Source organism: Stenotrophomonas sp. NLF4-10, assembly GCF_022359915.1.
Lineage (GTDB): Bacteria > Pseudomonadota > Gammaproteobacteria > Xanthomonadales > Xanthomonadaceae > Stenotrophomonas > Stenotrophomonas daejeonensis.
Map to the genome: position 1 here is coordinate 75,633 of NZ_JAKSEE010000003.1, position 23,522 is coordinate 99,154.

Here is a 23,522-nt window from a genome sequence, read left to right on the forward strand (position 1 = left end):
CGGATTCGGTGCTGCCCATGCAGGACGCGGCAGGCACCGTCATGTGACATCGGGAATGAAAACATCCTCGATGCGTGTCTCGAACAGCCGCGCGATGCGGAACGCCAACGGCAGCGACGGGTCGTACTTGCCGGTCTCCAGCGCGTTCACCGTCTGCCGCGAGACCTCCAGCCGCTCGGCCAGTTCGCCCTGCGACCACCCGCGGGCGTCGCGCAGTTCGCGCAGGCGGTTGTTCACAGGTAGCGCCGGGTCAGGACCATCTTGGCGATGCCGTAGGTCAGGCACAGCAGCGGGAACACCCAGATCATCACCGAGGCCGCATCGAAATCCAGCACCTTCGCCTTGTCCAGCAGGCCGCCGGCGAAATACAGCAGCGCCACCAGCAGGCTGGCGATGCCGATGGACTCGGTTTCGATGCGCCGCTGCAATTCGTCCACCTCGCGCAGGTAGCGCAGCGCGGCGCGCATCACCAGCGCGATGGCCAGCGCCGGGGCCACCGCGACCAGCGCGCGCAGCGGCACCGATTCGATGCCGTGCCTTATCAGGGTCATGGACGCGAACAGCATCACCGCATAGCCGATCATGATCGGCCACAGCGCGCGCCGGTAGCGGCGCCCGGCCGGCTGCGCATACATCTCGTCGCAATGCTCGCGCCACCAGCGCGGCATCAGCAGCATCAGCAAGGCGCCGAACAGGTAGCCGGCGCCGATTCCCAGCCAGGCATGCACGGCGCCGCGCGGCCAGTGCAGCAGCCAGTGGCCGGCAGCGGCCAGCAGCAGCGCACCCAGCGCGATGGCGGCGAAGATCCAGGCGAAGCGGCGCAGGGTCATGGGCGACCGCTCCACCGCGCCCTGGCGAGGAAGGCGATGCCCAGCCCGAGGAAGGCCATGCCCACGCCCATGAACGCCGGTTGGCCGGCGCTGGCGATCCCGAGGAAGGCCACGCCGACGCCCAGCCAGACGACGCCGATGTCCTTTCGATTCCGTGTCCTGCACATGGCATCACCCCTGCCTGTCAAGGAAGCTTTACAGGAGGATGCGCGCGTCGAAGCTGACTGTCAAGCGTGCTTTACAGGGCATGTCCGTAGGTCGGGGCTACGCCCCCGACGCCTTGTCCCCGACGCCTTTGCGCGGTGCCGTCGGGGGTATAGCCTCGACCTGCAACGCGATGGCCCACGATGCCACCCACTTCTTCAGGCCACCGCCACCGGCTCCACACCGAGGTCGCAGACGACGCGGTTGCGGCCGGCGGCCTTGGCCCGGTACAGCGCCGCGTCGGCCCGCGCCAGCAGCCGCTCCAGCGTGGCATCGACGTCGGCCGCGACACCGATGCTGGTGGTGACCGCGATTGGGCCGATGTCGCTGTCCAGCGGGCAGGCCTCCAGCGCCGTGCGCAGCCGTTCGGCCAATGCCTGCGCCTGCTCCAGGCTGGTGGCCGGCAGCAGCAGCACGAATTCCTCGCCGCCGTAGCGGCCCAGCAGGCTGTCACGGCCGCGCAGGTTGCGCTGCAGGGTGCGTGCCATGTGGTGCAGCACCGCGTCGCCGGCCTGGTGGCCGTGGGTGTCGTTGACCCGCTTGAAATGGTCCAGGTCCAGCAGCAGCACCGCGAACGGCAGCCGTCGCAGCTGGCATTGCGCCAGTTGCCCGCGGCCGTCGTCCATCAGCGCAGTGCGGTTGAGCAGGCCGGTCAGGCCATCGCGCCGCGCCAGCCTGCGCAGGTCCACCATCTGCCGCTCGACGATCAGCAGCACCAGCGCGAAGGTATGGCCCATCATCACGATCAGGCTGCCGACGTAGGTGACGTTCATCGGCAGGCCGGCACGCAGGATGTCGCCGCCGGCCCCCGGCGCGACCGGGAGCAGCGCCCGCACCAGGAACAGCAGCGCGTCGAACACGAACACCGCCGCCGCGATCCGGCAGCTGCGGCGGATGTCGGCCGGCGCGTGGCGCAGCAGCAGCCAGACTTCCCAGCCCTTCCAGATCATGACCAGCAGGCTGTACAGCGCCAGGCGGATCCCCAGGTCGGGCGTGACCACGCTGAACCAGACGATGCACAGCATGTAGCCGCCGGCCAGCACCAGCGCCGGGCGCAGCGGCGCGCGGCGGCCGACGTGCAGGGCCACGCCGCACAACAGCAGCACGCTGCCGAGCACGGCGAAGGCGTTGCGCCCCATGATCGACAGCAGCTCCGGCATCTGCCCCTGCAGGCCGAGCAGGGTGGTGCCCAGTGCGCCGGCCCACAGGCTGGCCGCCCACAGCCGCGGCACCGGATGCCCGCGCATCACCAGCAGGATCAGCGAAAAACCCGCCGCCAGCCCGATGTGCAGCAGCAGGCCGATGATGGCGATGGTGGGAAAATCCAGGGTCATCAAGACACTCGCAGGCAGGGATTGGGCGGCCCCCGGTTTTCAGGCCCCTCTCCCCTCGGGGCGAGAGAGGCAACAGGGTGCCACCCGTGCGCCGGATTCTCACACAACGCCGGCGCGGCCTTCACTTGCTGCTGACGTACTTCTCGCGCCGTATCCGCGGCACCGGCAAGCCGGCCGCCTTCAATGCCTCGAAACAGGCATCGACCATCTCCGGGTTGCCGCACAGGTAGGCGATGTCGCGTTCCGGATCGGGGGCGACCTCGGCCAGTTGCTGCTGCACGTAGCCCCGGCGCATGTCGGGATGCGGGTCGGCCGGCAGCTCGCGCGACAGGCAGGGCAGGTAGCGGAAGCCGGGGTTGGCCTCGGCGAAGGCGCGGAAATCGTCGCCGTACAGCAGTTCGGCCGGCGTGCGCGCGCCCTGCAACAGCACCACCTCCACGCCGCGCTCGGCGATGGCCCGGCGCAGCAGCGGCAGCATCGAGCGGTACGGGGTGACGCCGGTGCCGGTGGCGATCAGCAGGTAGCGGTCGTTGCGGTCGCCCGGCTGCAGGCAGAAGCGCCCGAACGGCCCGCTGGCGGTGACCTGCTCGCCGATCTGCAGGCCCTCGAACAGCGCCGTGGCCGCGCCACCGGGCACGTAGCTGACCGCGATCTCCACCCGCCCGTCCGGTGCAAGGTCGGGGTCGCGGCCCACCGCGATGGAATAGCTGCGGCGCGCGTCGGTGCCGTCGGCGTACTTGAAATGGACCTGCACGAACTGGCCGGCGATGCAGGGCAACGGCTGCCCGTCGGCACGCACGAACGACAGGTGCGCCACGGTGGGTGCAATCATCCGCCGGGCCGTCAATGTCAGCGGGAAATGGGGGACGGCCATATCGGATGCTCGCACTGCTGCAGTCATGAAGGACGGGCATGGTACAAGACCGGCGCAATCCGCTGCGGCGCGGGCGTTACACTCCGGCTCCCGTCCATCCGCAGGATCGCCCATGTACCGCCAATCCCTGCCTGCATTGGCACTGTTCGTCCTTGCATGCGCGCCGGCCTTCGGGATGGGAGCCGACGAGCCGGCACCTGTGCAGGGCAAGCAGGCCGCACATGGCAAGCCGCTCGATGCCTACGGCGTGCATGTGACCGATGCCGCCGGCAGCGCACATGCCACCGCCGTCGCCTGCCAATTCAGCGACAAGGCCAAGGCCGATCGCGATTTCGCCAGCCTCCGGCAGAAATTCCATCGCGACGGGTTCGATACCGGCCAGGTCGATCTCCTCTATCGGGCCAGCTACGACAGCCAATACGGGAAATTCCAGGGTCTGGACCAAGGCCGGCGCACGGAGGCATGCGACCAGATCCGGCGGACCCTGCTGGACGCGGCGAGCCAGGTGCAGAAGGCCCGGTGACACGCGTCGCGGAACACGGCTGCAACGCAATGTCCTGCGCTCAAACGTTACGCCGGCGGTGCTGTCGCTAGAATCATGCCCCGCCCGAATCCGAAAGATCCCGCCCGCATGGTTGCCCAGATCGACACCGACTCCCCCGCATTGCGCCTGCGCGATCTGCGCAAGACCTACGACAACGGCGTGCAGGCCCTGAAGGGCGTCTCGCTGGAAGTGGCCCCCGGCGACTTCTTCGCCCTGCTCGGCCCCAACGGCGCCGGCAAGTCGACGCTGATCGGCATCGTCTCCTCGCTGGTGAACCTGAGCGAAGGGCAGGTGCAGGTGTTCGGCTCCGACCTGGTGGCCGCGCGCAGCGCGACCATGCGCCTGATCGGGCTGGTGCCGCAGGAAATCAACTTCAACCTGTTCGAGAAGCCCTTCGACATCCTGGTCAACTACGCCGGCTTCTACGGCGTCCCGCGCGCCGAGGCGGAAGCGCGCGCCGAAGAGGAGCTCAAGCGCGCGCACCTGTGGAACAAGGCGCAGATGATGAGCCGCACGCTGTCCGGCGGCATGAAGCGGCGGCTGATGATCGCCCGCGCGATGATGACCCGCCCGCGCCTGCTGATCCTCGACGAACCCACCGCCGGCGTGGACATCGAGATCCGCCGCGACATGTGGAAGACGCTGCAGGAAATCAACGCCGCCGGCACCACCATCATCCTCACCACGCACTACCTGGAGGAAGCCGAGCAGCTGTGCCGCAACCTGGCCATCATCAACCACGGTCGCATCGTCGAGCAGGGGCCGATGCGCACGCTGCTGGCCAAGCTCGACGTGGAAGGCTTCCTGCTCGACATCGACGGCGAACTGCCGGCACGACTGCCGCGGATCGAGGGCGCGCAGCTGGCGGCCATCGACAGCCACACGCTGGACCTGGACATGCCGCGCGCGATGGACCTGAACCGCGTGTTCGACGCGCTGGGCGGCGCCGGCATCCGCGTGCGCTCGATGCGCACCAAGAGCAACCGCCTGGAAGAGCTGTTCGTGCGCCTGACCGGCAACCTCGCGCAGGAAGCCGCGTAGTCCCCGGTCGCCAGCGCCGAAACCCCACCAAGCCCGCCTCCACGCACCACCCGCGCCGGGAGGCAGCAGCCAAAGACATTGGACACGATGACCACCACCCAACCCACCGACACCCGCCGCAACCTCGTCGCCCTGGGCACCATCGTCCGCCGCGAAGTGCACCGCATCCTGCGCATCTGGAGCCAGACGCTGGTGCCGCCGGCGATCACGATGGTGCTGTACTTCATGATCTTCGGCGGCCTGATCGGCTCGAAGATCGGCGACATGGGCGGCTACAGCTACATGCAGTTCATCGTGCCGGGCCTGGTGATGATGAGCGTGATCCAGAACAGCTACGGCAACATCAGCTCCTCGTTCTTCGGCGCCAAGTTCGGCCGCCACGTCGAGGAACTGCTGGTCAGCCCGATGCCGAACTGGGTGATCCTGTGGGGCTACGTGGCCGGCGCGGTGCTGCGCGGGGTGATGGTCGGGGTGATCGTGCTGTTCATCGCCATGTTCTTCACCCCGGTGCGCATCCCGCACCCACTGGTGACCCTGAGCACGGTGCTGCTGGGCGCGGTGATCTTCTCGCTGGCCGGCTTCATCAATGCCGTCTACGCCAAGAAGTTCGACGACGTGGCGATCGTGCCGACCTTCATCCTGACCCCGCTGACCTACCTCGGCGGCGTGTTCTACTCGGTCACCCTGCTGCCGGGCTGGGCGCAGGCGGCGACCCACGCCAACCCGATCTTCTACATGGTCAACGCCTTCCGCTACGGCCTGCTGGACAAGAGCGACGTGCCGCTGTGGGTGGCCTACGCGCTGATGCTCGGCTTCGTCGCCGCGCTCACCACGCTGTCGCTGCGGCTGCTGCGGCGTGGCGTCGGCCTGCGCAGCTGATGGTGGATTTCAGCGACTACATCGTTTTCGTCGATGAAAGCGGCGATCACGGCATGGCCAGCATCGATCCGGCCTACCCGTTGTTCGTGCTTTCCTGCTGCGTCGTTGGCAAGCGCGATTACATGCAATCCATCGTGCCGGCCGTGCAGCGGCTGAAGTTCGATACTTTCGGTCATGACAGCGTCGTCCTGCACGAACGCGACATACGCCGCGACCTGGGGCCGTTTTCCACCTTGCGGGACCGGGCAAAGAAACAGGCATTCATCGAGGCACTGACCGACGTCCTTGCCGCCGCACCGATGACGGTATTCGCTGCCGTCATCGACAAGCGCAGGCTGCTGGACCGGAACCGGGACGAGAACCCCTACGAGGTCTCCCTGCGCTTCTGCCTGGAACGCATCTACTACAAGCTGGCCAAGCAGGGGCAGGTGGCGCATGAACGTCAGCCCCTGGCTACCCACGTCCTGTGCGAAGCACGTGGACGCAACGAGGATGCCGAACTGGAACTCGCGTTCCGCCGCATCTGCGACGGCGACAACTACGGCACCATGAAGATGCCGTTCGAGCCGGTGATCTGCGACAAGAAGAGCAACTCGGTGGGCCTGCAACTTGCCGATCTCGTCGCCCGCCCCATCGGCATGCAGGCACTGAAGCCCGAGCAGGCCAACCGGGCCTGGGACGTCATCCGCGAAAAACTGGACAGGAGTCCCGGTGGGCAGATCAACGGCTATGGCCTGAAGTGCTTCCCTTGAAAAACAAAAGGCCCCGGCGTTTCCGCCAGAGCCAGATGCCGACCGAGAATCCCCGATCCGGGGCCTATGATAGCACTGCCATTACCCCCGTCCAATCCTGAAACCTCGATGGAGCCAGCAACATGCGCATCCTGATCCTCGGCGCCGGCGGTACCGGCGGCTATTTCGGCGGGCGGCTGGCGCAGGCCGGCATCGACGTGACCTTCCTCGTGCGCCCGGCGCGCGCGGCGCAGCTGCAGCGCGACGGGCTGGTGATCCGCAGCCCGCTCGGCGACGCCCGCATCGCGGTCGCGCACGTCACCGCCGATGCGTTGCCGGCGCTGGCGCGGGAGCGGCCGTTCGACCTGGTGATCCTCAGCTGCAAGGCCTACGACCTGGACGGCTCGATCGACGCCATCGCCCCGGCGGTCGGCGCGGGCACCACGGTGATGCCGATCCTCAACGGCCTGCGCCACTATGCCGCGCTCGACGCGCGCTTCGGCCGCGACGCGGTGCTGGGCGGGCTGTGCTTCATCAGCGCGACCAAGGCCGACGATGGTGCGATCGTGCACCTGGACAAGCCCGCACGCATCACCTTCGGCGAGCGCGACGGCAATGGTGCAAGCCCACGCGTCACCGCGTTCGCGGCCGCCTGCGAAGCCGCCGGCATCGCCCACGTCGCATCGGGTGACATCGCGCAGGAACAGTGGATCAAGTACACCTTCCTGGCCACGCTGGCCGCGGGCACCTGCCTGATGCGCAGCGACATCGGCAGCATCGTCGCCGGCGATGACGGCGATGCCTTCATGCGCGCGCTGTACGACGAGTGCCTTGCCGCCGCCGCGCACGAAGGCCAGCCGATCCCGCCGAAGGCGCAGGGCATCGCGCTGACGGCGCTGACCCAGCCCGGTTCGACGATCAAGGCCTCGATGCTGCGCGACCTGGAAGCCGGGCAGCGCGTGGAGGCCGCGCACATCGTCGGCGACATGCTCGAACGCGCGCGCCTGGCCGGCCATGCCGCACCGTTGCTGCAGGCGGCGTACTGCCACCTGCAGGCCTACGAGGCGCAGCGCGCAGGCTAGTCGAGCGGAGGCCACCTGCCGCGCACGTACTACGCGCGTCGCGCGCACCGGGCGCCGATACAACGGCCCTGATCCGGACCCGCCATGCGGGCTCCGCTACACTCGCCATCCCACAGTGAGGAGTATGGATACATGAGGAAGAACTGGACCTTGTTGGCGCTTGCCATGACCGCGACCCTGCTGGCCGGCTGCAACAAGCAGGAAGACGCTGCCAGCGCGCCGCCGGAACCGGCCGCATCGGCAGCACCGGCGGCGACCAGCGAAAGTGACGCCACGGCCGGACCCGAGGCAGCTCCCGCCGCGGAGGCGGCCGCCGCCACGGCGGCCGACTTCGACATCACTTCACTTCCCGTCAGCACCACGGAGTTGCCGGACTGGCCGTATGTCGCGCTGCCGGCAGGCTACGAGTTCGACGATGCCGACGACCTCGGCAAGCGCAGCAAGGACCTGGCACGCGTCCCGGTGTGGACCGGCAGCCAGTTGCTGTGGGTGGAAGGCAAGGTGTTCAGCGACAGCATCGACAACAGTGACGGCAAGACCTACTCCAAGTTCGAAGTCCGCAAGAACATCCAGCAGGCTGTTGAAGCGCTGGGCGGCGTGCGCCTGGGCGAGCGCAGCTTCGACAACGCCGTCTACAAGGCGAATGAAAAGGCGGTGGACGATTTCCGCCAGGAGTTCAGCCGCATCCGGGATGCCTACTGGTACGACAGCGATGCCGATACCTACGTCATCCACCGCGCCGACAAGGCGATCTGGGTGGTGTTCCAGAGTGGCAACAACCAAGGCGCGTTGATGGTGGCCGAAGGCCCGCTGCCGGAAGCGCCCGCGAAGTAAACGCCACCGCAGGTACGAAAAGCAGGAGCGCCCGGCCAAGGCCGGGCGCTTCGTTTCAAGCGCTCAGACCGGTGGGAGGTGGAAGAACGCCGCCGTCGTTGCCCTGCTGTTGGCGGCCGTGATGGCGGTTTCTTCGCCACGGTCGCGTGCCAGTTCCTCGACGATGTGCGCCAGGAACGCCGGTTCGTTGCGGCGGTCCTTCGGCAATGGCCGCAGCGTGCGCGGCAGCAGGTAGGGGGCGTCGGTCTCGATCATCAGCCGATTGGCCGGGATGTGCTTCACCAGCTCGCGCAGGTGCGCACCGCGGCGCTCGTCGCACAGCCAGCCGGTGATGCCGATGTGCCAGTCGCGGTCGAGGTAGTCGAACAATTCGCGGCGCTCGCCGGTGAAGCAGTGGACCACCGCCGGGCCCAGTTTGCCGTCGAAGTTCTTCATCATCGCGATGAAGTCGTCGTGCGCGTCGCGCTGGTGCAGGAACAGCGGCTTGCCGTTGTCGGCCGCGATCTGCAACTGCCGCTCGAACGCCCGGCGCTGCGCCGGGCGCGGCGAGAAGTCGCGGTTGTAGTCCAGCCCGCATTCGCCCACCGCCACCACTTCCGGGTGCACGTGCAGCGCGCGCATCTGCGCGTCGCATTCGTCGGTGTATTCCACCGCGTGGTGCGGGTGCACGCCGGCGGTGGCGTACAGGAAGCCGGGATGGCGCCGCGCCAGTTCCAGCGCCATCGGCGAATGCTCGCGGCTGGCGCCGGTCACCACCATCTGCACCACGCCGGCGGCGCGGGCGCGTTCGAGCACCGCATCGAGGTCGCGCTCGAACGATTCGTGGGTGAGGTTGGCGCCGATGTCGATCAGTTGCATGGGACGGGGGAATGGGGAATCGGGAGACGGTAATTGTAGATGCGGGGCTTGCCCCGCATGGCGCCCTCCCATGAACATCCATGCGGGGCAAGCCCCGCATCTACAATGCCGCGCATGTCGTCCACGTTCCCCATTTCCCCCCTGCTGCCGGCCATCGCCGACAGCCTGGCCGCGCACCCGCGGCTGGTGCTCGAGGCCCCGCCCGGCGCCGGCAAGACCACGCAGGTGCCGTTGGCGCTGCTCGACGCGCCGTGGCTGGCCGGCCGCAGGATCGTGATGCTGGAACCGCGCCGGGTGGCCGCGCGCAGCGCCGCGCAGTTCATGGCCAGGCAGTTGGGCGAAGCGGTCGGCGAGACCGTCGGCTACCGCATCCGCTTCGAGAACAAGGTGTCCGCGCGCACCCGCGTCGAGGTCGTCACCGAGGGCATCCTCACCCGCATGCTGCAGGACGATCCATTGTTGGAAAACGTGGGCGCGCTGCTGTTCGACGAATTCCACGAGCGCCACCTGTCGGCCGACCTCGGCCTGGCGCTGGCGCTGGACGTGCAGGCCGGGCTGCGCGAGGACCTGCGCCTCGTGGTGATGTCGGCCACGCTCGACGGGCAGCGGCTGGCCGCCTTCCTCGATGCGCCGCGCCTGTCCAGCGAGGGCCGTGGTTTTCCGGTGGAAGTGAGCCACTTTCCGGCCCGGCGCGACGAGGCGCTGGAAGCACAGGCACGGCGCGCGGTGGAGCACGCGCTGGAGAACCATCCGGGCGACGTGCTGGTGTTCCTGCCAGGCCAGCGCGAGATTGCTCGGGTGCTGGCTGCGCTGGAGTCCATGCTTCCCGGCGACATCGAAGTGCTGCCCCTGCACGGCGAACTCCCCATCGAACAGCAATCGCGCGTGCTGCAACCGGCCGCCGATGGCCGCCGCCGCGTGGTGCTGGCGACCAACGTCGCCGAATCCTCGGTCACCCTGCCCGGCGTGCGCGTGGTGATCGACGCCGGGCTGGCGCGCGAGCCGCGCTATGACCCCAACAGCGGCTTCTCGCGGCTGGACGCGGTGACGATCTCGCAGGCCTCGGCCGACCAGCGCGCCGGCCGCGCCGGGCGCGTGGCGGCGGGCTGGGCGCTGCGGCTGTGGCCGCAATCGCAGCGGCTGGAACCGCAGCGGCGGCCGGAAATGGCGCAGGTGGAACTGGCCGCGCTGACGCTGGAACTGGCCGCGTGGGGCAGCGACGACCTGCGTTTCGTCGATCCGCCGCCGCCTGGCGCGCTGGCCGCCGCGCGCGAACTGCTGCAACGGCTGGGCGCGCTCGGCGGCAACGGCGGCATCACCGCCACCGGCAAGCGCATGCTCGCCCTCGGCACCCACCCGCGGTTGGCGGCGATGCTGGTCGCCGCCGCGAATCCGCGCGAGCAGGCGCTGGCCGCCGATCTGGCGGCCCTGCTGGAAGCACGCGATCCGCTGCGCCAGGGCGGCGACGCGCTGGCCGCACGCTGGCGTGCATTGGCCGCATTCCGCAACGGTCGTGCCCCGCACGACGCCAGTCGTGGCGCCCTGGCCGCGCTCGACACCGCCGCGAGGCAATGGCGCCGCCGCCTGCGCTGCGATGCCACGCCGCCGGCCGACATCGAAGCGCACGAACTCGGTGACCTGCTCGCCCATGCCTTCCCCGACCGCATCGCCGCGCGCCACGCCACCGATCCGCTGCGCTACCAGCTGGCCAACGGCCGCAGCGCGCGCCTGTTCGACAACAGCGACCTGCGCGGCGAGCCGTGGCTGGTGGTCAGCGAACTGCGCCACGAGGCGCGCGACGCGCTGGTGCTGCGCGCAGCGCCGATGGACGAGGCACGCCTGCGCCGTGATTTCCCGCAACGTTTCCACCAGCACGACGTGGTGCGCTGGAACGGCGACAGGCGCGCGCTGGAGGCGCGCCGCGAAACCGGCTTCGACCGCATCGTGCTGGACAGCCGCCCGGCCGGGAAGGTCGATCCCGCGCAGGCCGCGCGCGCGCTTACCGACGCGGTGCACGAACTGGGGCTGGACGCGCTGCCGTGGACGCAGGGCCTGCGCCAATGGCGCCATCGCGTGCAGGGCCTGCGCCGGTGGATGCCGGAACTGGGGCTGCCCGACCTGTCCGACGCGGCGCTGCTGGACACGCTGGACGACTGGCTGCTGCCGGCCTTCGCCGGCAAGACGCGGCTGGACGCGCTCGCCGAGCAGGAACTGGGCGAGGCGCTGAAGTCGGCCATCGACTGGAACATGCGGCAACTGGTCGACCGCCATGCACCGGTGCGCATCGGCGTGCCGTCCGGCATGGAGCGCGCCATCGACTATGCGCTGGACGACGATGGCAGCACGCCGCGGCCGCCGGTACTGGCGGTGAAATTGCAGGAGTTGTTCGGGCTGGCCGACACCCCGCGCATCGCCGACGGCCGCGTGCCGCTGCTACTGCACCTGCTCTCCCCCGGCGGCAAGCCGTTGCAGGTCACCGCCGACCTGCGCAATTTCTGGCAGAACACCTATGCCGAGGTGAAGAAGGAGATGAAGGGGCGGTATCCCCGGCACCCGTGGCCGGATGATCCATGGAGTGCTACCGCGACCCACCGTGCAAAACCGCGTGGGACGTGACCGGCACGATTCGCCGTAGATGCGGGGCTCGCCCCGCATGGGGCTCTACCGGTACGGCCCCGTGTGGGGCAAGCCCCACACCTACGGGGCAATACGCCGCGGCAGCAGCGCTGGGCCGCACAAAATCATGCGTGGCGCGGCCGGATGATCCGAGGACGGCAACCGCAACGCATCGGACAAAACCACGCGGGACGTGAAACCGCAGGTCGGGGCTACGCCCCCGACGCCACGCGCCTGTCGGGGGCGTAGCCCCGACCTGCGGGCGGAGTTTCATTGACAAGGCCCCATCCGGCTAACATTTCCTGCACGCCCCAGCCCCGACACTGGGCGTCTCCCCCGCGGACCTTCGAGGACTTCCCCATGAGCAAGTTCAGCGACATCACCGGCCCTGCCCTGGAGCGGGCGATCGAATTGGCCAGCCATGCCGGCAACAGCCTGAAGAGCGGCGGTTCCAACGCCGCCGACTGGCTCAAGGCCGGCGCCGCCATCGGCGCGATGAAGACCGGCGGCCGTGCCGTAGGCCGGGTCGCGCGGCGCAACCCCGCGGCCACCATTGCGGTGGCCGCCGTCGGGCTGGGCCTGATCGGCTACGCGGTCTATCGCCGCAACCGGCGCGACAACGCCGCGCTGGAGGCCCGCTCGCGGCAGATCGCCGAGCGCCGCCGCGAATCCAGCACGGTGCTCGACGAAACCAGCGACATCGGCAGCGACACCTGATTGCCGCTTGTGGCAGGAGCGCACCTTGGTGCGCGATGGGGCTTTCCCGGTAATGCCGCATCGCGCACCAAGGTGCGCTCCTGCGGATCGTCTAGCCTTCGACCATCCGCCACTGGCCGGGCAGCAGTTCCCCGAGTGAATGCGGTCCCATCGAAACACGCACCAGCCGCAGCGTCGGCAGGCCCACCGCCGCGGTCATGCGCCGCACCTGGCGGTTGCGGCCCTCGCGCAGGGTGATGGCCAGCCATGCGTCCGGCACGGTCTTGCGGAAGCGCACCGGCGGGTCGCGCGGCCACAGCGCCGGCGGTGTCTCCAGCAAGTGCACGCGCGCCGGCAGGGTCGGCCCGTCGTTGAGCAGCACGCCGTCGCGCAACGCCTGCAGCTTCTCCGGCGTCGGCACGCCTTCCACCTGCACCCAATAGGTCTTGTCCTGCTTGTGCCGGGGGTCGGTCAGGCGGTGGACGAGGCCGCCATCGTCGGTGAGCAGCAGCAGGCCTTCGCTGTCATGGTCCAGCCGCCCGGCCGCATACACGCCCTTGGGCAGGCCGAAGCCGGCCAGCGTCGCCCGCGGCGGCTGGCTGCGGTCGGTGAACTGGCACAGCACGTTGAAGGGTTTGTTGAAGGCTACGAGCATGGGAACGGGGGAACCGGGTAAAACGCCTTGTCACAACGGAACCGGATTGGCACGCCGAGCCCAAAGGCCCGCGGCCAACCACCATTCCCTGCTCCCCGTTCCCCGGTCCCTGCTTTTCACGGCTTCACGAAACGCAGCGTCATCCGGTCGCTCTCGCCGATGGCCTTGTATTTCGCATCATCGGCGGCGTCGTGGTTGTTGGACGGCGGCAGCGTCCACACGCCGTTGGGGTGGTCCTTGGTATCGCGCGGGTTGGCGTTGATTTCGCTGCTGCCCTGCAGCGTGAAGCCGGCCGCCTCGGCCATTGCGATCATCTGCGCCTGGCCGACGTAGCCGCTCTTGTCGTCGGCCGGCACGTCGGCCTTGGCGCGGTGCTCGACCACACCCAGCGTGCCGCCGGGCTTGAGCACGTCGAAGAAGGCGCGGAACATGCCTTCGGCCTGGCCGCTGGCGCGCCAGTTGTGCACGTTGCGGAAGGTCAGCACCACGTCGGCCGAGCCGGGCGCGCCGAGCACCGGGGCAACGGGGTCGTAGGCGACGACGCTGGCGCGGTCGAACTGCGCCGGCGCTTCGGCGAACTTCTTTTCCAGCCCGTCGCGGCTGCGCTGCTGGTAGTCGCGGCCGCCGCCGGCCGGCAGCGCGGCCGGGTCCACCACCGCCGCCACGTAGTTGCCGCCCTCGCGCAGCCAGGGCGCGAGGATTTCCGCGTACCAGCCCGCGCCGGGGGTGATCTCCACCACCGTCTGCTGCGGCTGCACGCCGAAGAATTCCAGCGTCTGCAACGGGTGCCGGTATTCGTCGCGGGCGCGGTTGGCGTCGCTGCGCCATTCGCCGGCCAGCACGTCCTGCAACGGCACGGACGCCTGGGGCCCGGCCTGCATGGCCGCGTGGTCGTGGTGCGCGTGTTCCTGCGCGGCGGCCGGCAGCGTGGCCAGCAACAAGCAGGTGGCGAGCAGCGAAACGGGCGTCTTCATGGCACGGCATCCGGCAGGGAAAACCGGAGCCTAGCATGCGTCGGCAAGGGCTTCGCGCGCTGCCAACCCGCACTCTTAATGCTTCCATAACCGCGTCGGCGGGCATGCCCACTATGCTGTAGCGCTCGATCCGGCAAGGAGGTGCGCATGACACGGTCCCGCGAACTTGGCCATTCCGGCCTGCAGGTCGCCCCCATCGCGTTCGGCGGCAACGTCTTCGGCTGGAGCGTGGACGAGAAGACCGCCTTCATCCTGCTCGATGCCTTCGTCGAGGCCGGCTTCAACCTGGTGGACACCGCCGACGTGTACCCGGCCTGGGTGCCGGGCAACAAGGGCGGCGAATCGGAAGCCATCATCGGCCGCTGGCTCAAGCGCGGCGGCAAGCGCGACAAGGTGGTGGTCGCCACCAAGGTGGCCAAGTGGGCCGAGCGCCCCGGCCTGTCGGCCGACAACATCAACGCCGCCATCGACGATTCGCTGCGCCGCCTGCAGACCGACGTGGTGGACCTGTACCAGGCGCACGAGGACGACGAATCGGTGCCGCTGGAGGAAACCCTGGGCGCGTTCGCGCGGCTGATCGAGGCCGGCAAGGTGCGCGCGATCGGCGCCTCCAACTACAGCGCCACGCGCCTGCGCGACGCGCTGAAGGTCTCGGCCGACTACCACCTGCCGCGCTACGAAACCCTGCAGCCGGAATACAACCTGTGCGACCGCGCCGGCTACGAGGCCGAGCTGGAGCCGCTGGCGCGCGAGCAGGAACTGGGCGTGATCAGCTACTACGCGCTGGCCAGCGGCTTCCTCAGCGGCAAGTACCGCAGTGCGGACGACGCCGGCAAGAGCGGCGCGCGCGGCGCCAAGGTGGTCGCGCAATACCTCAACCCGCGCGGGCTGGGCATCCTCGCCGCGCTCGACGACGTGGCCGCCGGGCACAAGGCGACGCCGACACAGGTGGCGCTGGCGTGGCTGATCGCGCGGCCCGGGATCACCGCGCCGATCGTCAGCGCCACCCGCGTGGAGCAGCTGCACGACGTGCTGGCCGCGGCAAGGCTGCAGCTGTCGGCACAGGACGTCGCGCAGCTGGATGCGGCCAGCGCCGGGGCGTAAGGCGAGGACAGCCGGCGAATACCGCAGGCACCGCGAGGTGTTGCCGGGAAAGCCCCTGCGGGGAAAGCCCCGCAGCTACGGTGAAGGCAACACGCAACCGGTTCGGCATGCCTAGCGCGCGAACGGCGCCTCGGCCAGCGCCTGCGCCAGATGGTCGAGGAACGAGCTGATCCGCGCCGACACCGCGGTGTTGCGGTAATAGACCGCGTGGATGGGCTGGCGCACATCCAGCGTCTGCTTCGGCAACACCTCGACCAGGGTGCCGCAGTCGCGGTCGCGCTGGGTCATGAAGTCGGACAGGCAGACGATGCCCGCCCCTTCCAGCGCCAGCCGCCGCAGGGTTTCGCCACTGGACACGGCCACCACCGGGCGCACGTGCAGCCGTGCGTCCCCGGCGCCGCGCAACGGCCAGTGGTTCAGCGAATCCGGCTCGTTGAAGCCGAGCAGCGCATGCTCGTCCAGCTGCGCCACGCTCTTCGGCGTGCCGCGTTGCCGCAGGTAGGCCGGGCTGGCCAGCACGCGCAGACGGCTGCGCGCCAACGGCCTTGCATGCAGGGTCGAATCGGCCAGCGGGCCGATGCGGATGGCCACGTCGGTGCGGCGCTCGAGCAGGTCGATGTAGCGCTCGGAACTGTTCAGTTCCAGCGCCACCTCCGGGTAGCGCGCACGGTAACCGGCCACCAGCGGCGCGATCACGTGCAGCACGAATGGCATGGCCGCGTCCACGCGCAGGCGCCCGGCCGGGCGCTCGCGGCGCGCGGCGATCTGTTCCTCGGCCGCCTCCACCGACGCCACGATGGCCCGCGCCTGCGCCAGGAACGCGGCGCCCTCCTCGGTCAGGTGCAGGCGGCGGGTGGTGCGGGTCAGCAGCGTGGTGCCGAGCTTCTCCTCCAGCCGCGCCAGCGTGCGGCTGACGCCGGACGGGGTCTGGCCGAGGCCTTCGGCGGCGGCGGTGATCGAGCCGCCGTCGATCACGGCGATGAAGGCCTGCATTTCGTCGAGGGTGGTTTTCATGGGCACCGTGGCTGGCCGTGGATGCCCGATTATTGACCATCCATCAATATTCATTGGATTCAATTCCGCTTTTTCGGCAACAGTAGCGGTCCCAGACTGTGCGCCCTCCCCCGCTGAAGGCCGCCCCATGTCCCGTGGCATCCCCCTCGCCCTGCTGGCACTCACGCTTGGTGCGTTCGCCATCGGCACCACCGAATTCGTCATCGTCGGCCTGATCCCGACCATCGCCGCCGACCTGCACGTCGGCCTGCCCTCGGCCGGCCTGCTGGTATCGCTGTACGCACTGGGCGTGGCGGTCGGCGCGCCGGTGCTGACCGCGCTGACCGGCCGGGTGCCGCGCAAGGCGCTGCTGGTGGCGCTGATGGCGCTGTTCACCGCCGGCAACCTGCTTGCATGGCTGGCGCCCGGCTACGCCTCGCTGATCGCCGCGCGCATCCTCACCGGGCTGGCGCACGGCGTGTTCTTCTCTATCGGCGCGGTGATCGCCACAGCGGTGGTGCCGAAGGAAAAGGCCGCCAGCGCGATCGCCATCATGTTCACCGGGCTGACCGTGGCACTGGTCACGGGCGTGCCGCTGGGGACCTTCATCGGCCAGCACCTGGGCTGGCGCGCCACCTTCCTCGCGGTGGCCGGGTTGGGCGTGGTGGCGCTGCTCGGCAGCCTGTTGTTCGTGCCGCGCAACCTGCCGCGCAGCGCACCGGCCACGTTCGCGCAGCAACTGGCGGTGCTGGCGCAACCGCGCCTGCTGCTGGTGTACGCGATGACCGCGCTGGGCTACGGCGGCACCTTCCTGGCGTTCACCTATCTCGCACCGATCCTGCAGGAGGTCAGCGGTTTCTCCGCCAACGCGGTGGGCGCGGTGCTGCTGGTGTATGGCGTGTCGGTGGCATTCGGCAACCTGTGGGGCGGGCGCCTGGCCGACCGCCTCGGCCCGGTGCCGGCGCTCAAGCGCATCTTCGCGCTGCTGGCGCTGGTGCTGTTCGCGCTCACCTTCACCGCACACGACGCATGGCTGGTGCTGCTGACCGTGCTGGCGCTGGGCGCGGTGGCATTCGGCAACGTACCGGGCCTGCAGGTGTACGTGGTGCGGCAGGCGCAGCGTTACGCGCCGCGGGCCGGCGACGTGGCCTCGGGCCTGAACATCGCCGCGTTCAATGTCGGCATCGCGCTGGGCGCCTCGCTGGGCGGGCTGGTGGTCGAACACGCCGGCCTGATGCACACGCCGTGGCTGGGCGCGCTGGTGGTGGTTGCCGCCTATGGCCTGACCGCGCTCAGCGGCCGCCTGGACCGCCGCGACGGCATCGACGACCGCGCCGAAGGCATCGCCGTCGCCGCGCACTGATCCCCTCACTCCACACCCACCCTGGAGCTTCCCATGACCCTTCCCGCCATCGGCCTCGGCACTTTCCGCCTCAAGGGCCAGACCGTCATCGACTCGGTGCGCGACGCGCTGGACGTCGGCTACCGCGCCATCGACACCGCGCAGATCTACGACAACGAGGCGGACATCGGCCAGGCCATCGCCGCATCCGGCGTGGCACGCGAAGACTTGTACCTGACCACCAAGGTGTGGATCGGCGAATTCCGCCGCGACGCGCTGCCGGCCAGCCTGCGCACCAGCCTGCAGAAGCTGCGCACCGACCACGTGGACCTGGCGCTGATCCACTGGCCCTCGCCGGACGACGAGGTGCCGATGGCCGAATACCTGGGCGCATTGGCCGAGGCCAGGGCGCAGGGCCTGGCGCGCGCGATCGGCATCTCCAACTTCACCGTCGCCCAGACCCGGCAGGCCATCGGGATCCTCGGCGCCAAGGCGATCGCCACCAACCAGATCGAAGTCCACCCCTATCTGCAGAACCGCCGGTTGGTGGCGTTCCTGCGCGAACAGGGCATCCACGTCACCGCCTACATGAGCCTGGCCTACGGCGAGGTACTGGTGGACCCGGTGATCCAGTCCATCGCCCGGCGCCACGAAGCCACGCCCGCGCAAGTGGCCCTGGCATGGGCGCTGCAACAGGGTTACTCGGTGATCCCGTCCTCGACCCGGCGCGGGAATCTCGCCGGCAACCTGGAGGCCGCCGGCGTGCGGCTGGACGAGGACGACATGGCGCAGATCGCCACGCTGGACCGCGGCCGGCGGCTGGCCAACCCGGAGGGCATCGCGCCGGCGTGGGATTGAGGGCCGGGACAACGCGGCGATAGCGGCGGCCGCTGGCCGGCGTTACTCCCGCAACCAGGTCCGCAGCGCGGCACTCACCGCGTCCGGCTTTTCCATCGGCGCCAGATGCCCGCAGTTGGGCAACACCAGCAACCGCGAATGCGGCACCAGCGCGTGCATTTCCGCGCTGATCGCCGGCGGCGTGATGCGGTCGTTGGCGCCGCACACGATCAGCAGCGGATCGCGGTAGCCGGCCAGCACGTCGTGGCCGTCCACGCGCTCCAGCGCGCTCTGCCGCAGGAACACCTCCGCGCCCAGCCGCGTGGTCATCGCCCGCACGCGTTGCACCAGGTCGTGATCGTGCAGGCGCGAGGCGTCGATGTAGTTGCGCATCAGCGTGTCGCCGAAGCCGTGGAAAGTGCCGGGCAGGCGGCGCACGCCGGCCTGCTGCGCGCGACGCTGCGCGGCACGCTCGGGCGAATCGGCATGGATCGAGGTGCCGATCAACGCCAGCCGCCGCACGCGCCGCGGGGCGATGCGCAGGATCTGCTGGGCGACGAAGCCGCCCAGCGAAAAACCGGCCAGCGCGAAGTGCGGCGGCGCCTGCGCCAGCACGTCCTCGGCCACCGCCTGCATGCTGTCGCCGCGGGTCAGGTCGCCGACCATGCAGTCGGCGATGCCGGACAGGTCGTCGACCTGCGCGCGCCACAACCCGGCGTCGTTGAGCAGGCCGGGGAGCAACAGCAGCGGGATCTTTCCGGGCGCATCCCCGGCAACGGCGGTTTCCATGCCGCCATTGTCGCGCCGGCATCGGTCAATCGACAGCCGCCGCAGTGGAACGCACCGGCAGGGTCACGTTCATGATCGCCGGGTCGTCCGGGTCGGCCTTGACCGTGAAGCCCAGCGTGCGGCACATCGCCAGCATGGTGCTGTTCTCGCGCAGCACCTGGCCCTCGACCACGTTCAGGCCCTGCCAGCCGGCGTATTCGATCATGATCTGCATCAGCTTCCAGCCGATGCCCTGGCCCTTGAGGTCGGAGCGGATCAGGATGCCGTACTCGCCGCGGTCGTAGTCGGCGTCGGCGTGCAGGCGCACCGCGCCGAGCATCTCGCCACCGTCCGGGTCGATCGCCACCAGCGCGATCGAGCGCGCGTAGTCGAGCTGGGTCAGGCGGGCGATGAACTCGTGGCTGAAATGCCTGACCGACTGGAAGAAGCGCAGGCGCAGGTCGTCGTCGCTGACGCGGGCGAAGAACGCGCGGAACAGCGCGTCGTCCTCCGGCCGCACCGGGCGGATGAAGGCGCTGCCGCCGTCGGCCAGTTCGATGTTGCGCTCCCACTCGGTGGGGTACGGGAAGATCGCGAAGCGCGGGTGGCCGCGGCCCTTGTGCAGGCGCCGCACCGGGGCGATGGCGATGCGCGCGTCCAGCGCGAGGACGCCGTTGCGGTCGGCCAGCAGCGGGTTGAGGTCGAGCGTGCGGATCTCGGGGATGTCGGCGGCCAGCTGCGCCAGCTTGACCAGCACCAGCGCCACCGCACGCTCGTCGGCGGCCGGCACGTCGCCATAGGGCTTGAGGATGCGCGCCACCCGGGTGCGGCCGATCACCTCGTGCGCCAGGCGCAGGTCCAGCGGCGGCAGCGCCAAGGTCTTGTCGTCGATCACCTCCACCGCGGTGCCGCCGCGGCCGAACACCAGCACCGGGCCGAACACCGCGTCGTCGGCGATGCCGGCGATCAGCTCGCGTGCCTTCGGCCGCACCATCATCGGCTGCACCAGCACGCCCTCGATGCGCGCGTCCGGGCGCAGCTCGGCAGCCCGCCGCAGGATCGCGTCCGCCGCCACCCGCACCGCCTGCAGGGTACCCAGGTTCAGGCGCACGCCGTCGACCGCCGACTTGTGCGGGATGTCCGGCGAGAACACCTTCACCGCGACGCTGGCGCCCTGTTCCAGCAGCGGCTGCGCCAGTTCCATCGCCTCGCGCGCGTCGCGCGCGACCATCACCTCCAGCGAGGGGATGCCGTAGGCCTGCAACAGCTGCTGGGTGGCCATCGGGTCCAGCCACTGCTGGTCGTTGCGCAACGCCGCCTCCACCAGCGCGCGGGCGCGGGCGGCATCGACGCTAAAATCGGCCGGCAGGCTCGGCGGCGTCTCCATCAACGCCGCCTGCGCCTTGCGGTAGCGCACCAGGTGCTGGAAACCGCGCACCGCCTCGGCCTCGCTGGGGTAGGTCGGCACCCGCGCGGTGTTCAGCGTCGCGGTGGCCTGCTCGTCGTTGCCCAGCCAGACCGCGAACACCGGCTTGTCGCGCAGTTGCCGCGGGCGTTGGCCCAGGCTGCGGGTCAGCGCCTGCGCCGCGTCGGCCGAGGAGGTGAACGCGGTCGGCACGTTGACCACCAGCAGCGCGTCGTTGGCCTCGTCGGCCAGCAGCGCCTCCACCGCCGCGGCGTAGCGCTCGCCGTCAGCGTCGACCACGATGTCCACCGGGTTGTCGCGCGACCAGCCCTGCGGCAGCGCCGCGTCCAGCCGTTCGACGGTGGCCGGCGACAAGCCTGCCAGCGTGCCGCCCAACGCCTGCAGCTGGTCCACCGCCAGCCGGCCGACGCCGCCGCCGTTGCTGAGGATGGCCAGCCGCTGGCCGGGGAAGGTGCCGAGCCGGCCCAGCGTCTCGGCGGCGGTGAACAGTTCGTCCAGCGCGTTCACCCGCAGCAGGCCAGCGCGGTTGAAGGCCGCGCCGTACACCGCGTCCGGCGCGGCCAGCGCCTGCGCATGCGAATCGGCGCCGGCCGCGGCCGCGCGCGGCTGGCGCCCGGACTTGACCACCACCACCGGCTTGGCGCGCGCGGCGGCGCGCGCGGCGGACATGAACTTGCGCGCGTCGCTGATCTGGTCGACGTAGAGCAGGATCGCGCGGGTGCGGTAGTCGCTGGCGAAGTAGTCGAGCAGGTCGCCGAAATCCACGTCCAGCGCATCGCCCAGCGACACCACCGCGGAAAAGCCGATCGAGCGCGCCACGCCCCATTCCACCAGCGCGGCGGCGATGGCGCTGGATTCGGAGATCAGCGCCAGGTCGCCGGCCTGCGGTGTGTGCGCGGCGATCGACGCGTTGAGCCGCGCATGCGGGGCGATCACGCCCAGGCAGTGCGGGCCGAGCACGCGCATGCCACGGGGCCGCGCCGCCGCTTCCACCTGCGCGGCCAGCGAGCCGGGGCCGTGGCCCAGCCCGGCGGTGAGGATGATGGCACCAGCCACGCCCAGTTCGGCGGCCGCGGCCACCACCTGCGGCACCATCGCCGCCGGGGTGGTGATGACCACCAGGTCCGGTATCCACGGCAGGTCGCGGAGCCGCTTGACCGTGCGCATGCCGTCGATCTCGGCATGCCGCGGGTTGACCCAGCCGACCTGCCCGGCGAAACCGCCCGCGCGCAGGTTGCGCACCACCGCGCGCCCAGCCGAACGCTCGCGCGGGCTGCCGCCGACCACGGCCACGGAACGGGGGCGGAACACGGTCTGCAGGTGATAGATGCTCATCGCGGGGCCGGCGGCGGGAACGTGGTCAAAGGTACACGGCCGCGGGTGGACGCGGGATGCGCCGGATCAAAAGGCAGGTGATCTCACAATAGCGTCCCGCCGAGGATCATCGCGGCGATGCTGAAGTAGATGACCAGCCCGGTCACGTCCACCAGCGTGGCCACGAACGGCGCCGAGGCGCTGGCCGGGTCGAAGCCCAGCCGCTTGAGCACGAACGGCAGCATCGAGCCGGACAGCGAGCCGAAGGTGACGATGCCCACCAGCGCCGCGCCGATGGTCACCGCCAGCAGCTTCCAGTGCGCGCCGTAGTCGTGCAGCCCGGCCAGTTGCCAGACGGTGATGCGCACGATGGCCAGCAGGCCGAGGATGCCGCCCAGCACCACGCCGGTGGGCAGCTCGCGCAGCGCCACCTTCCACCAGTCGCGCAGGCGCAGCTCGTGCAGGGCCAGCGAGCGGATCAGCAGCGAGGTCGCCTGCGAGCCGGAGTTGCCGCCCGAGCTCATGATGAGGGGAATGAACAGGGTCAGCACCACCGCGCGCGCCAGTTCGTCCTCGTAGTGCTGCATGGCACTGGCGGTGAGCATCTCGCCGAGGAACAGCACGCTCAGCCAGCCGGCGCGCTTCTTGATCATGTCGAAGAAGCCGATCTGCATGTACGGCCTGTCCAGCGCCTCGACGCCGCCGAACTTGTGCACGTCCTCGGTGGATTCGTCGATCAGCGCGTCGAGGATGTCGTCCACGGTGACGATGCCGAGCATGCGCCGCTGCGCGTCCACCACCGGGATCGCCAGCAGGTCGTGGCGGCGGATCAGCTGCGCCACCTCTTCCTGGTCCAGCAGCGGGCCGACCGTGACCGGCGGGTTGACCTGGGCCACGGCGAGGATGGAATCGTCCGGCGCACCGGTGATCAGCCGGCGCATCGTCACCACCTGCCGCAGCTGCTGGTCGTGCGGGTCCAGCACGTAGATGGCGTACACCGTCTCGCGGGTGCGCTCGACCTCGCGGATGTGCTGCAGGGTCCGGGCCACGGTCCAGTCGGCGGGCACGCTGACGAACTCGGTGGTCATCAGCGCGCCGGCGGTGTTGGCCGGGAAACCGAGCAGCAGCTGGATCGACTGGCGCGCCTGCGGGTCGAGCAGCGGGATCAGCCGCGCGCGCTCGTCCTCGTCCAGCTCGTGGACGATGTCGGTGGCGCGGTCGTCGGCCATCAGCCCCAGCAGCGCGGCGGCGCGGGCCGGCGGCAGCGCGGCGACCAGTTCGCCGGCGCGCTGCAGCTCGGGCGCCTCCAGCAGCTTGACCGCGCGCGGCAGCGGCAGCGCGGCCAGGGTGTCGGCGGCCTGCGCCGATTCGAGGTGGTTGAGGTACACCACCGCGTCGGCGGTGTTGAAATCCGCCAGCGGTGCGCTCAGTGCGGCGGCGTCCGCCATGCGGCGCAGGAGTTGCTTCTGGTTCATCGTGATTCGCCTTTACGGGGGTGCGACCGCAACGCCCGTGGCGGCGAACCGGCCCACTCAGGCGGTTGCCGTCACCGGCGTCGAACGAGATCGACTGCTACTGTCGCTGGG

At 70.0% G+C, this 23,522-nt stretch carries 23 protein-coding genes; 11 read left to right on the top strand and 12 right to left on the bottom strand.

The genetic code is table 11. From position 1 onward, the window contains the following. Positions 1–39: 39 nt before the first annotated feature. From MIC98_RS00515 to MIC98_RS00535, 5 genes are all read right to left on the bottom strand, one after another. Positions 40–237 (bottom strand): helix-turn-helix transcriptional regulator, encoded by a 198-nt coding sequence (locus MIC98_RS00515; RefSeq protein ID WP_057640104.1) that lies wholly within the window; start codon positions 235–237, stop codon positions 40–42. Next, positions 234–830, bottom strand: coding sequence for a hypothetical protein (locus tag MIC98_RS00520; protein ID WP_239734906.1), 597 nt, complete (start codon positions 828–830; stop codon positions 234–236). Before MIC98_RS00520 ends, MIC98_RS00515 begins: the two co-directional genes overlap by 4 nt. Next, positions 827–997, bottom strand: a complete 171-nt coding sequence (locus MIC98_RS00525; protein ID WP_161808894.1) for a hypothetical protein — start codon at positions 995–997, stop codon at positions 827–829. Before MIC98_RS00525 ends, MIC98_RS00520 begins: the two co-directional genes overlap by 4 nt. Positions 998–1,192: 195 nt before the next feature. Beyond that, the gene (locus MIC98_RS00530; RefSeq protein WP_239734907.1) at positions 1,193–2,368 is read right to left on the bottom strand and encodes a GGDEF domain-containing protein; all 1,176 of its coding nucleotides are present in this window, start codon (positions 2,366–2,368) and stop codon (positions 1,193–1,195) included. Positions 2,369–2,489: 121 nt separating this feature from the next. Further along, on the bottom strand, positions 2,490–3,269 hold the full coding sequence (locus MIC98_RS00535; RefSeq protein WP_083490067.1) for a ferredoxin--NADP reductase: 780 nt from the start codon (positions 3,267–3,269) through the stop codon (positions 2,490–2,492). Positions 3,270–3,354: 85 nt separating this feature from the next. Between MIC98_RS00535 and MIC98_RS00540 the strand changes: the two genes are divergently transcribed. The 6 genes from MIC98_RS00540 (at position 3,355) to MIC98_RS00565 (ending at position 8,353) form a co-directional block, all read left to right on the top strand. Further along, positions 3,355–3,765, top strand: a complete 411-nt coding sequence (locus MIC98_RS00540) for a hypothetical protein (protein ID WP_057640100.1) — start codon at positions 3,355–3,357, stop codon at positions 3,763–3,765. A 108-nt stretch (positions 3,766–3,873) separates the two neighbouring features. Further along, positions 3,874–4,827: an ABC transporter ATP-binding protein gene (locus tag MIC98_RS00545; RefSeq protein ID WP_239734908.1), complete on the top strand. Its 954-nt coding sequence runs from the start codon at positions 3,874–3,876 to the stop codon at positions 4,825–4,827. A gap of 87 nt (positions 4,828–4,914) precedes the next feature. Beyond that, positions 4,915–5,706, top strand: coding sequence for an ABC transporter permease (locus MIC98_RS00550; protein WP_239734909.1), 792 nt, complete (start codon positions 4,915–4,917; stop codon positions 5,704–5,706). Further along, the gene (locus MIC98_RS00555) at positions 5,706–6,458 is read left to right on the top strand and encodes a DUF3800 domain-containing protein (protein ID WP_057640097.1); all 753 of its coding nucleotides are present in this window, start codon (positions 5,706–5,708) and stop codon (positions 6,456–6,458) included. Before MIC98_RS00550 ends, MIC98_RS00555 begins: the two co-directional genes overlap by 1 nt. A gap of 122 nt (positions 6,459–6,580) precedes the next feature. After that, the gene (gene panE, locus MIC98_RS00560; RefSeq protein ID WP_239734910.1) at positions 6,581–7,519 is read left to right on the top strand and encodes a 2-dehydropantoate 2-reductase; all 939 of its coding nucleotides are present in this window, start codon (positions 6,581–6,583) and stop codon (positions 7,517–7,519) included. Between the two features lie 132 nt (positions 7,520–7,651). After that, entirely contained in the window at positions 7,652–8,353 is a 702-nt protein-coding gene (locus MIC98_RS00565; protein ID WP_239734911.1) for a hypothetical protein, read from the top strand. Between the two features lie 63 nt (positions 8,354–8,416). Here MIC98_RS00565 and MIC98_RS00570 read toward each other — a convergent pair whose 3' ends face one another. Beyond that, positions 8,417–9,211: a TatD family hydrolase gene (locus tag MIC98_RS00570; RefSeq protein ID WP_057640094.1), complete on the bottom strand. Its 795-nt coding sequence runs from the start codon at positions 9,209–9,211 to the stop codon at positions 8,417–8,419. Positions 9,212–9,316: 105 nt separating this feature from the next. Between MIC98_RS00570 and hrpB the strand changes: the two genes are divergently transcribed. Next, positions 9,317–11,827, top strand: a complete 2,511-nt coding sequence (hrpB, locus tag MIC98_RS00575) for an ATP-dependent helicase HrpB (RefSeq protein WP_239734912.1) — start codon at positions 9,317–9,319, stop codon at positions 11,825–11,827. Positions 11,828–12,187: 360 nt separating this feature from the next. Continuing rightward, positions 12,188–12,544, top strand: a complete 357-nt coding sequence (locus tag MIC98_RS00580; RefSeq protein WP_057640092.1) for a hypothetical protein — start codon at positions 12,188–12,190, stop codon at positions 12,542–12,544. Between the two features lie 91 nt (positions 12,545–12,635). Here the strand turns inward: MIC98_RS00580 and MIC98_RS00585 are convergent, their stop codons facing one another. Further along, positions 12,636–13,178 carry a pseudouridine synthase gene (locus MIC98_RS00585; protein ID WP_239734913.1) on the bottom strand — a complete coding sequence of 181 codons (543 nt, stop codon included), beginning with the start codon at positions 13,176–13,178 and terminating at the stop codon, positions 12,636–12,638. Positions 13,179–13,294: 116 nt separating this feature from the next. Further along, positions 13,295–14,152 (bottom strand): methyltransferase, encoded by an 858-nt coding sequence (locus tag MIC98_RS00590; RefSeq protein WP_239734914.1) that lies wholly within the window; start codon positions 14,150–14,152, stop codon positions 13,295–13,297. A gap of 147 nt (positions 14,153–14,299) precedes the next feature. Here MIC98_RS00590 and MIC98_RS00595 point away from each other — a divergent pair, with 147 nt between their 5' ends. Next, positions 14,300–15,256, top strand: coding sequence for an aldo/keto reductase (locus MIC98_RS00595; protein WP_239734915.1), 957 nt, complete (start codon positions 14,300–14,302; stop codon positions 15,254–15,256). Between the two features lie 111 nt (positions 15,257–15,367). On the opposite strand, the gene MIC98_RS00600 is transcribed toward MIC98_RS00595, so the two are convergent. After that, a complete protein-coding gene (locus tag MIC98_RS00600; protein ID WP_239734916.1) occupies positions 15,368–16,270 on the bottom strand; it encodes a LysR family transcriptional regulator in 903 nt (300 codons plus the stop codon). 127 nt (positions 16,271–16,397) lie between these two features. Between MIC98_RS00600 and MIC98_RS00605 the strand changes: the two genes are divergently transcribed. Together MIC98_RS00605 and dkgB are read left to right on the top strand one after the other, a co-directional pair. Beyond that, positions 16,398–17,612 (top strand): MFS transporter, encoded by a 1,215-nt coding sequence (locus MIC98_RS00605; RefSeq protein WP_239734917.1) that lies wholly within the window; start codon positions 16,398–16,400, stop codon positions 17,610–17,612. Positions 17,613–17,645: 33 nt separating this feature from the next. Continuing rightward, entirely contained in the window at positions 17,646–18,449 is an 804-nt protein-coding gene (gene dkgB / locus MIC98_RS00610; protein ID WP_239734918.1) for a 2,5-didehydrogluconate reductase DkgB, read from the top strand. Between the two features lie 42 nt (positions 18,450–18,491). Here the strand turns inward: dkgB and MIC98_RS00615 are convergent, their stop codons facing one another. The 3 genes from MIC98_RS00615 to mgtE all read right to left on the bottom strand — a co-directional run bounded on the left by MIC98_RS00615 (position 18,492) and on the right by mgtE (position 23,411). Next, positions 18,492–19,217, bottom strand: a complete 726-nt coding sequence (locus MIC98_RS00615) for an alpha/beta fold hydrolase (protein ID WP_239734919.1) — start codon at positions 19,215–19,217, stop codon at positions 18,492–18,494. 25 nt (positions 19,218–19,242) lie between these two features. Next, positions 19,243–21,957 (bottom strand): bifunctional acetate--CoA ligase family protein/GNAT family N-acetyltransferase, encoded by a 2,715-nt coding sequence (locus MIC98_RS00620; protein ID WP_239734920.1) that lies wholly within the window; start codon positions 21,955–21,957, stop codon positions 19,243–19,245. A gap of 83 nt (positions 21,958–22,040) precedes the next feature. Further along, positions 22,041–23,411, bottom strand: a complete 1,371-nt coding sequence (gene mgtE, locus MIC98_RS00625; protein WP_239734921.1) for a magnesium transporter — start codon at positions 23,409–23,411, stop codon at positions 22,041–22,043. Positions 23,412–23,522 lie beyond the last annotated feature (111 nt).

Bases quoted from the DNA above. Each gene is read 5' to 3' on its own strand.
- MIC98_RS00620 (WP_239734920.1), bottom strand. From the start codon at position 21,957: ATGAGCATCTATCACCTGCAGACCGTGTTCCGCCCCCGTTCCGTGGCC.
- MIC98_RS00520 (WP_239734906.1), bottom strand. From the start codon at position 830: ATGACCCTGCGCCGCTTCGCCTGGATCTTCGCCGCCATCGCGCTGGGT.
- MIC98_RS00615 (WP_239734919.1), bottom strand. From the start codon at position 19,217: ATGGAAACCGCCGTTGCCGGGGATGCGCCCGGAAAGATCCCGCTGCTG.
- MIC98_RS00585 (WP_239734913.1), bottom strand. From the start codon at position 13,178: ATGCTCGTAGCCTTCAACAAACCCTTCAACGTGCTGTGCCAGTTCACC.
- MIC98_RS00565 (WP_239734911.1), top strand. From the start codon at position 7,652: ATGAGGAAGAACTGGACCTTGTTGGCGCTTGCCATGACCGCGACCCTG.
- hrpB (WP_239734912.1), top strand. From the start codon at position 9,317: ATGCCGCGCATGTCGTCCACGTTCCCCATTTCCCCCCTGCTGCCGGCC.
- MIC98_RS00605 (WP_239734917.1), top strand. From the start codon at position 16,398: ATGTCCCGTGGCATCCCCCTCGCCCTGCTGGCACTCACGCTTGGTGCG.
- panE (WP_239734910.1), top strand. From the start codon at position 6,581: ATGCGCATCCTGATCCTCGGCGCCGGCGGTACCGGCGGCTATTTCGGC.
- MIC98_RS00535 (WP_083490067.1), bottom strand. From the start codon at position 3,269: ATGACTGCAGCAGTGCGAGCATCCGATATGGCCGTCCCCCATTTCCCG.
- MIC98_RS00590 (WP_239734914.1), bottom strand. From the start codon at position 14,152: ATGAAGACGCCCGTTTCGCTGCTCGCCACCTGCTTGTTGCTGGCCACG.
- MIC98_RS00600 (WP_239734916.1), bottom strand. From the start codon at position 16,270: ATGAAAACCACCCTCGACGAAATGCAGGCCTTCATCGCCGTGATCGAC.
- MIC98_RS00595 (WP_239734915.1), top strand. From the start codon at position 14,300: ATGACACGGTCCCGCGAACTTGGCCATTCCGGCCTGCAGGTCGCCCCC.
- MIC98_RS00545 (WP_239734908.1), top strand. From the start codon at position 3,874: ATGGTTGCCCAGATCGACACCGACTCCCCCGCATTGCGCCTGCGCGAT.
- MIC98_RS00555 (WP_057640097.1), top strand. From the start codon at position 5,706: ATGGTGGATTTCAGCGACTACATCGTTTTCGTCGATGAAAGCGGCGAT.
- MIC98_RS00540 (WP_057640100.1), top strand. From the start codon at position 3,355: ATGTACCGCCAATCCCTGCCTGCATTGGCACTGTTCGTCCTTGCATGC.
- MIC98_RS00580 (WP_057640092.1), top strand. From the start codon at position 12,188: ATGAGCAAGTTCAGCGACATCACCGGCCCTGCCCTGGAGCGGGCGATC.
- MIC98_RS00530 (WP_239734907.1), bottom strand. From the start codon at position 2,368: ATGACCCTGGATTTTCCCACCATCGCCATCATCGGCCTGCTGCTGCAC.
- MIC98_RS00550 (WP_239734909.1), top strand. From the start codon at position 4,915: ATGACCACCACCCAACCCACCGACACCCGCCGCAACCTCGTCGCCCTG.
- dkgB (WP_239734918.1), top strand. From the start codon at position 17,646: ATGACCCTTCCCGCCATCGGCCTCGGCACTTTCCGCCTCAAGGGCCAG.
- MIC98_RS00525 (WP_161808894.1), bottom strand. From the start codon at position 997: ATGTGCAGGACACGGAATCGAAAGGACATCGGCGTCGTCTGGCTGGGC.
- MIC98_RS00570 (WP_057640094.1), bottom strand. From the start codon at position 9,211: ATGCAACTGATCGACATCGGCGCCAACCTCACCCACGAATCGTTCGAG.
- mgtE (WP_239734921.1), bottom strand. From the start codon at position 23,411: ATGAACCAGAAGCAACTCCTGCGCCGCATGGCGGACGCCGCCGCACTG.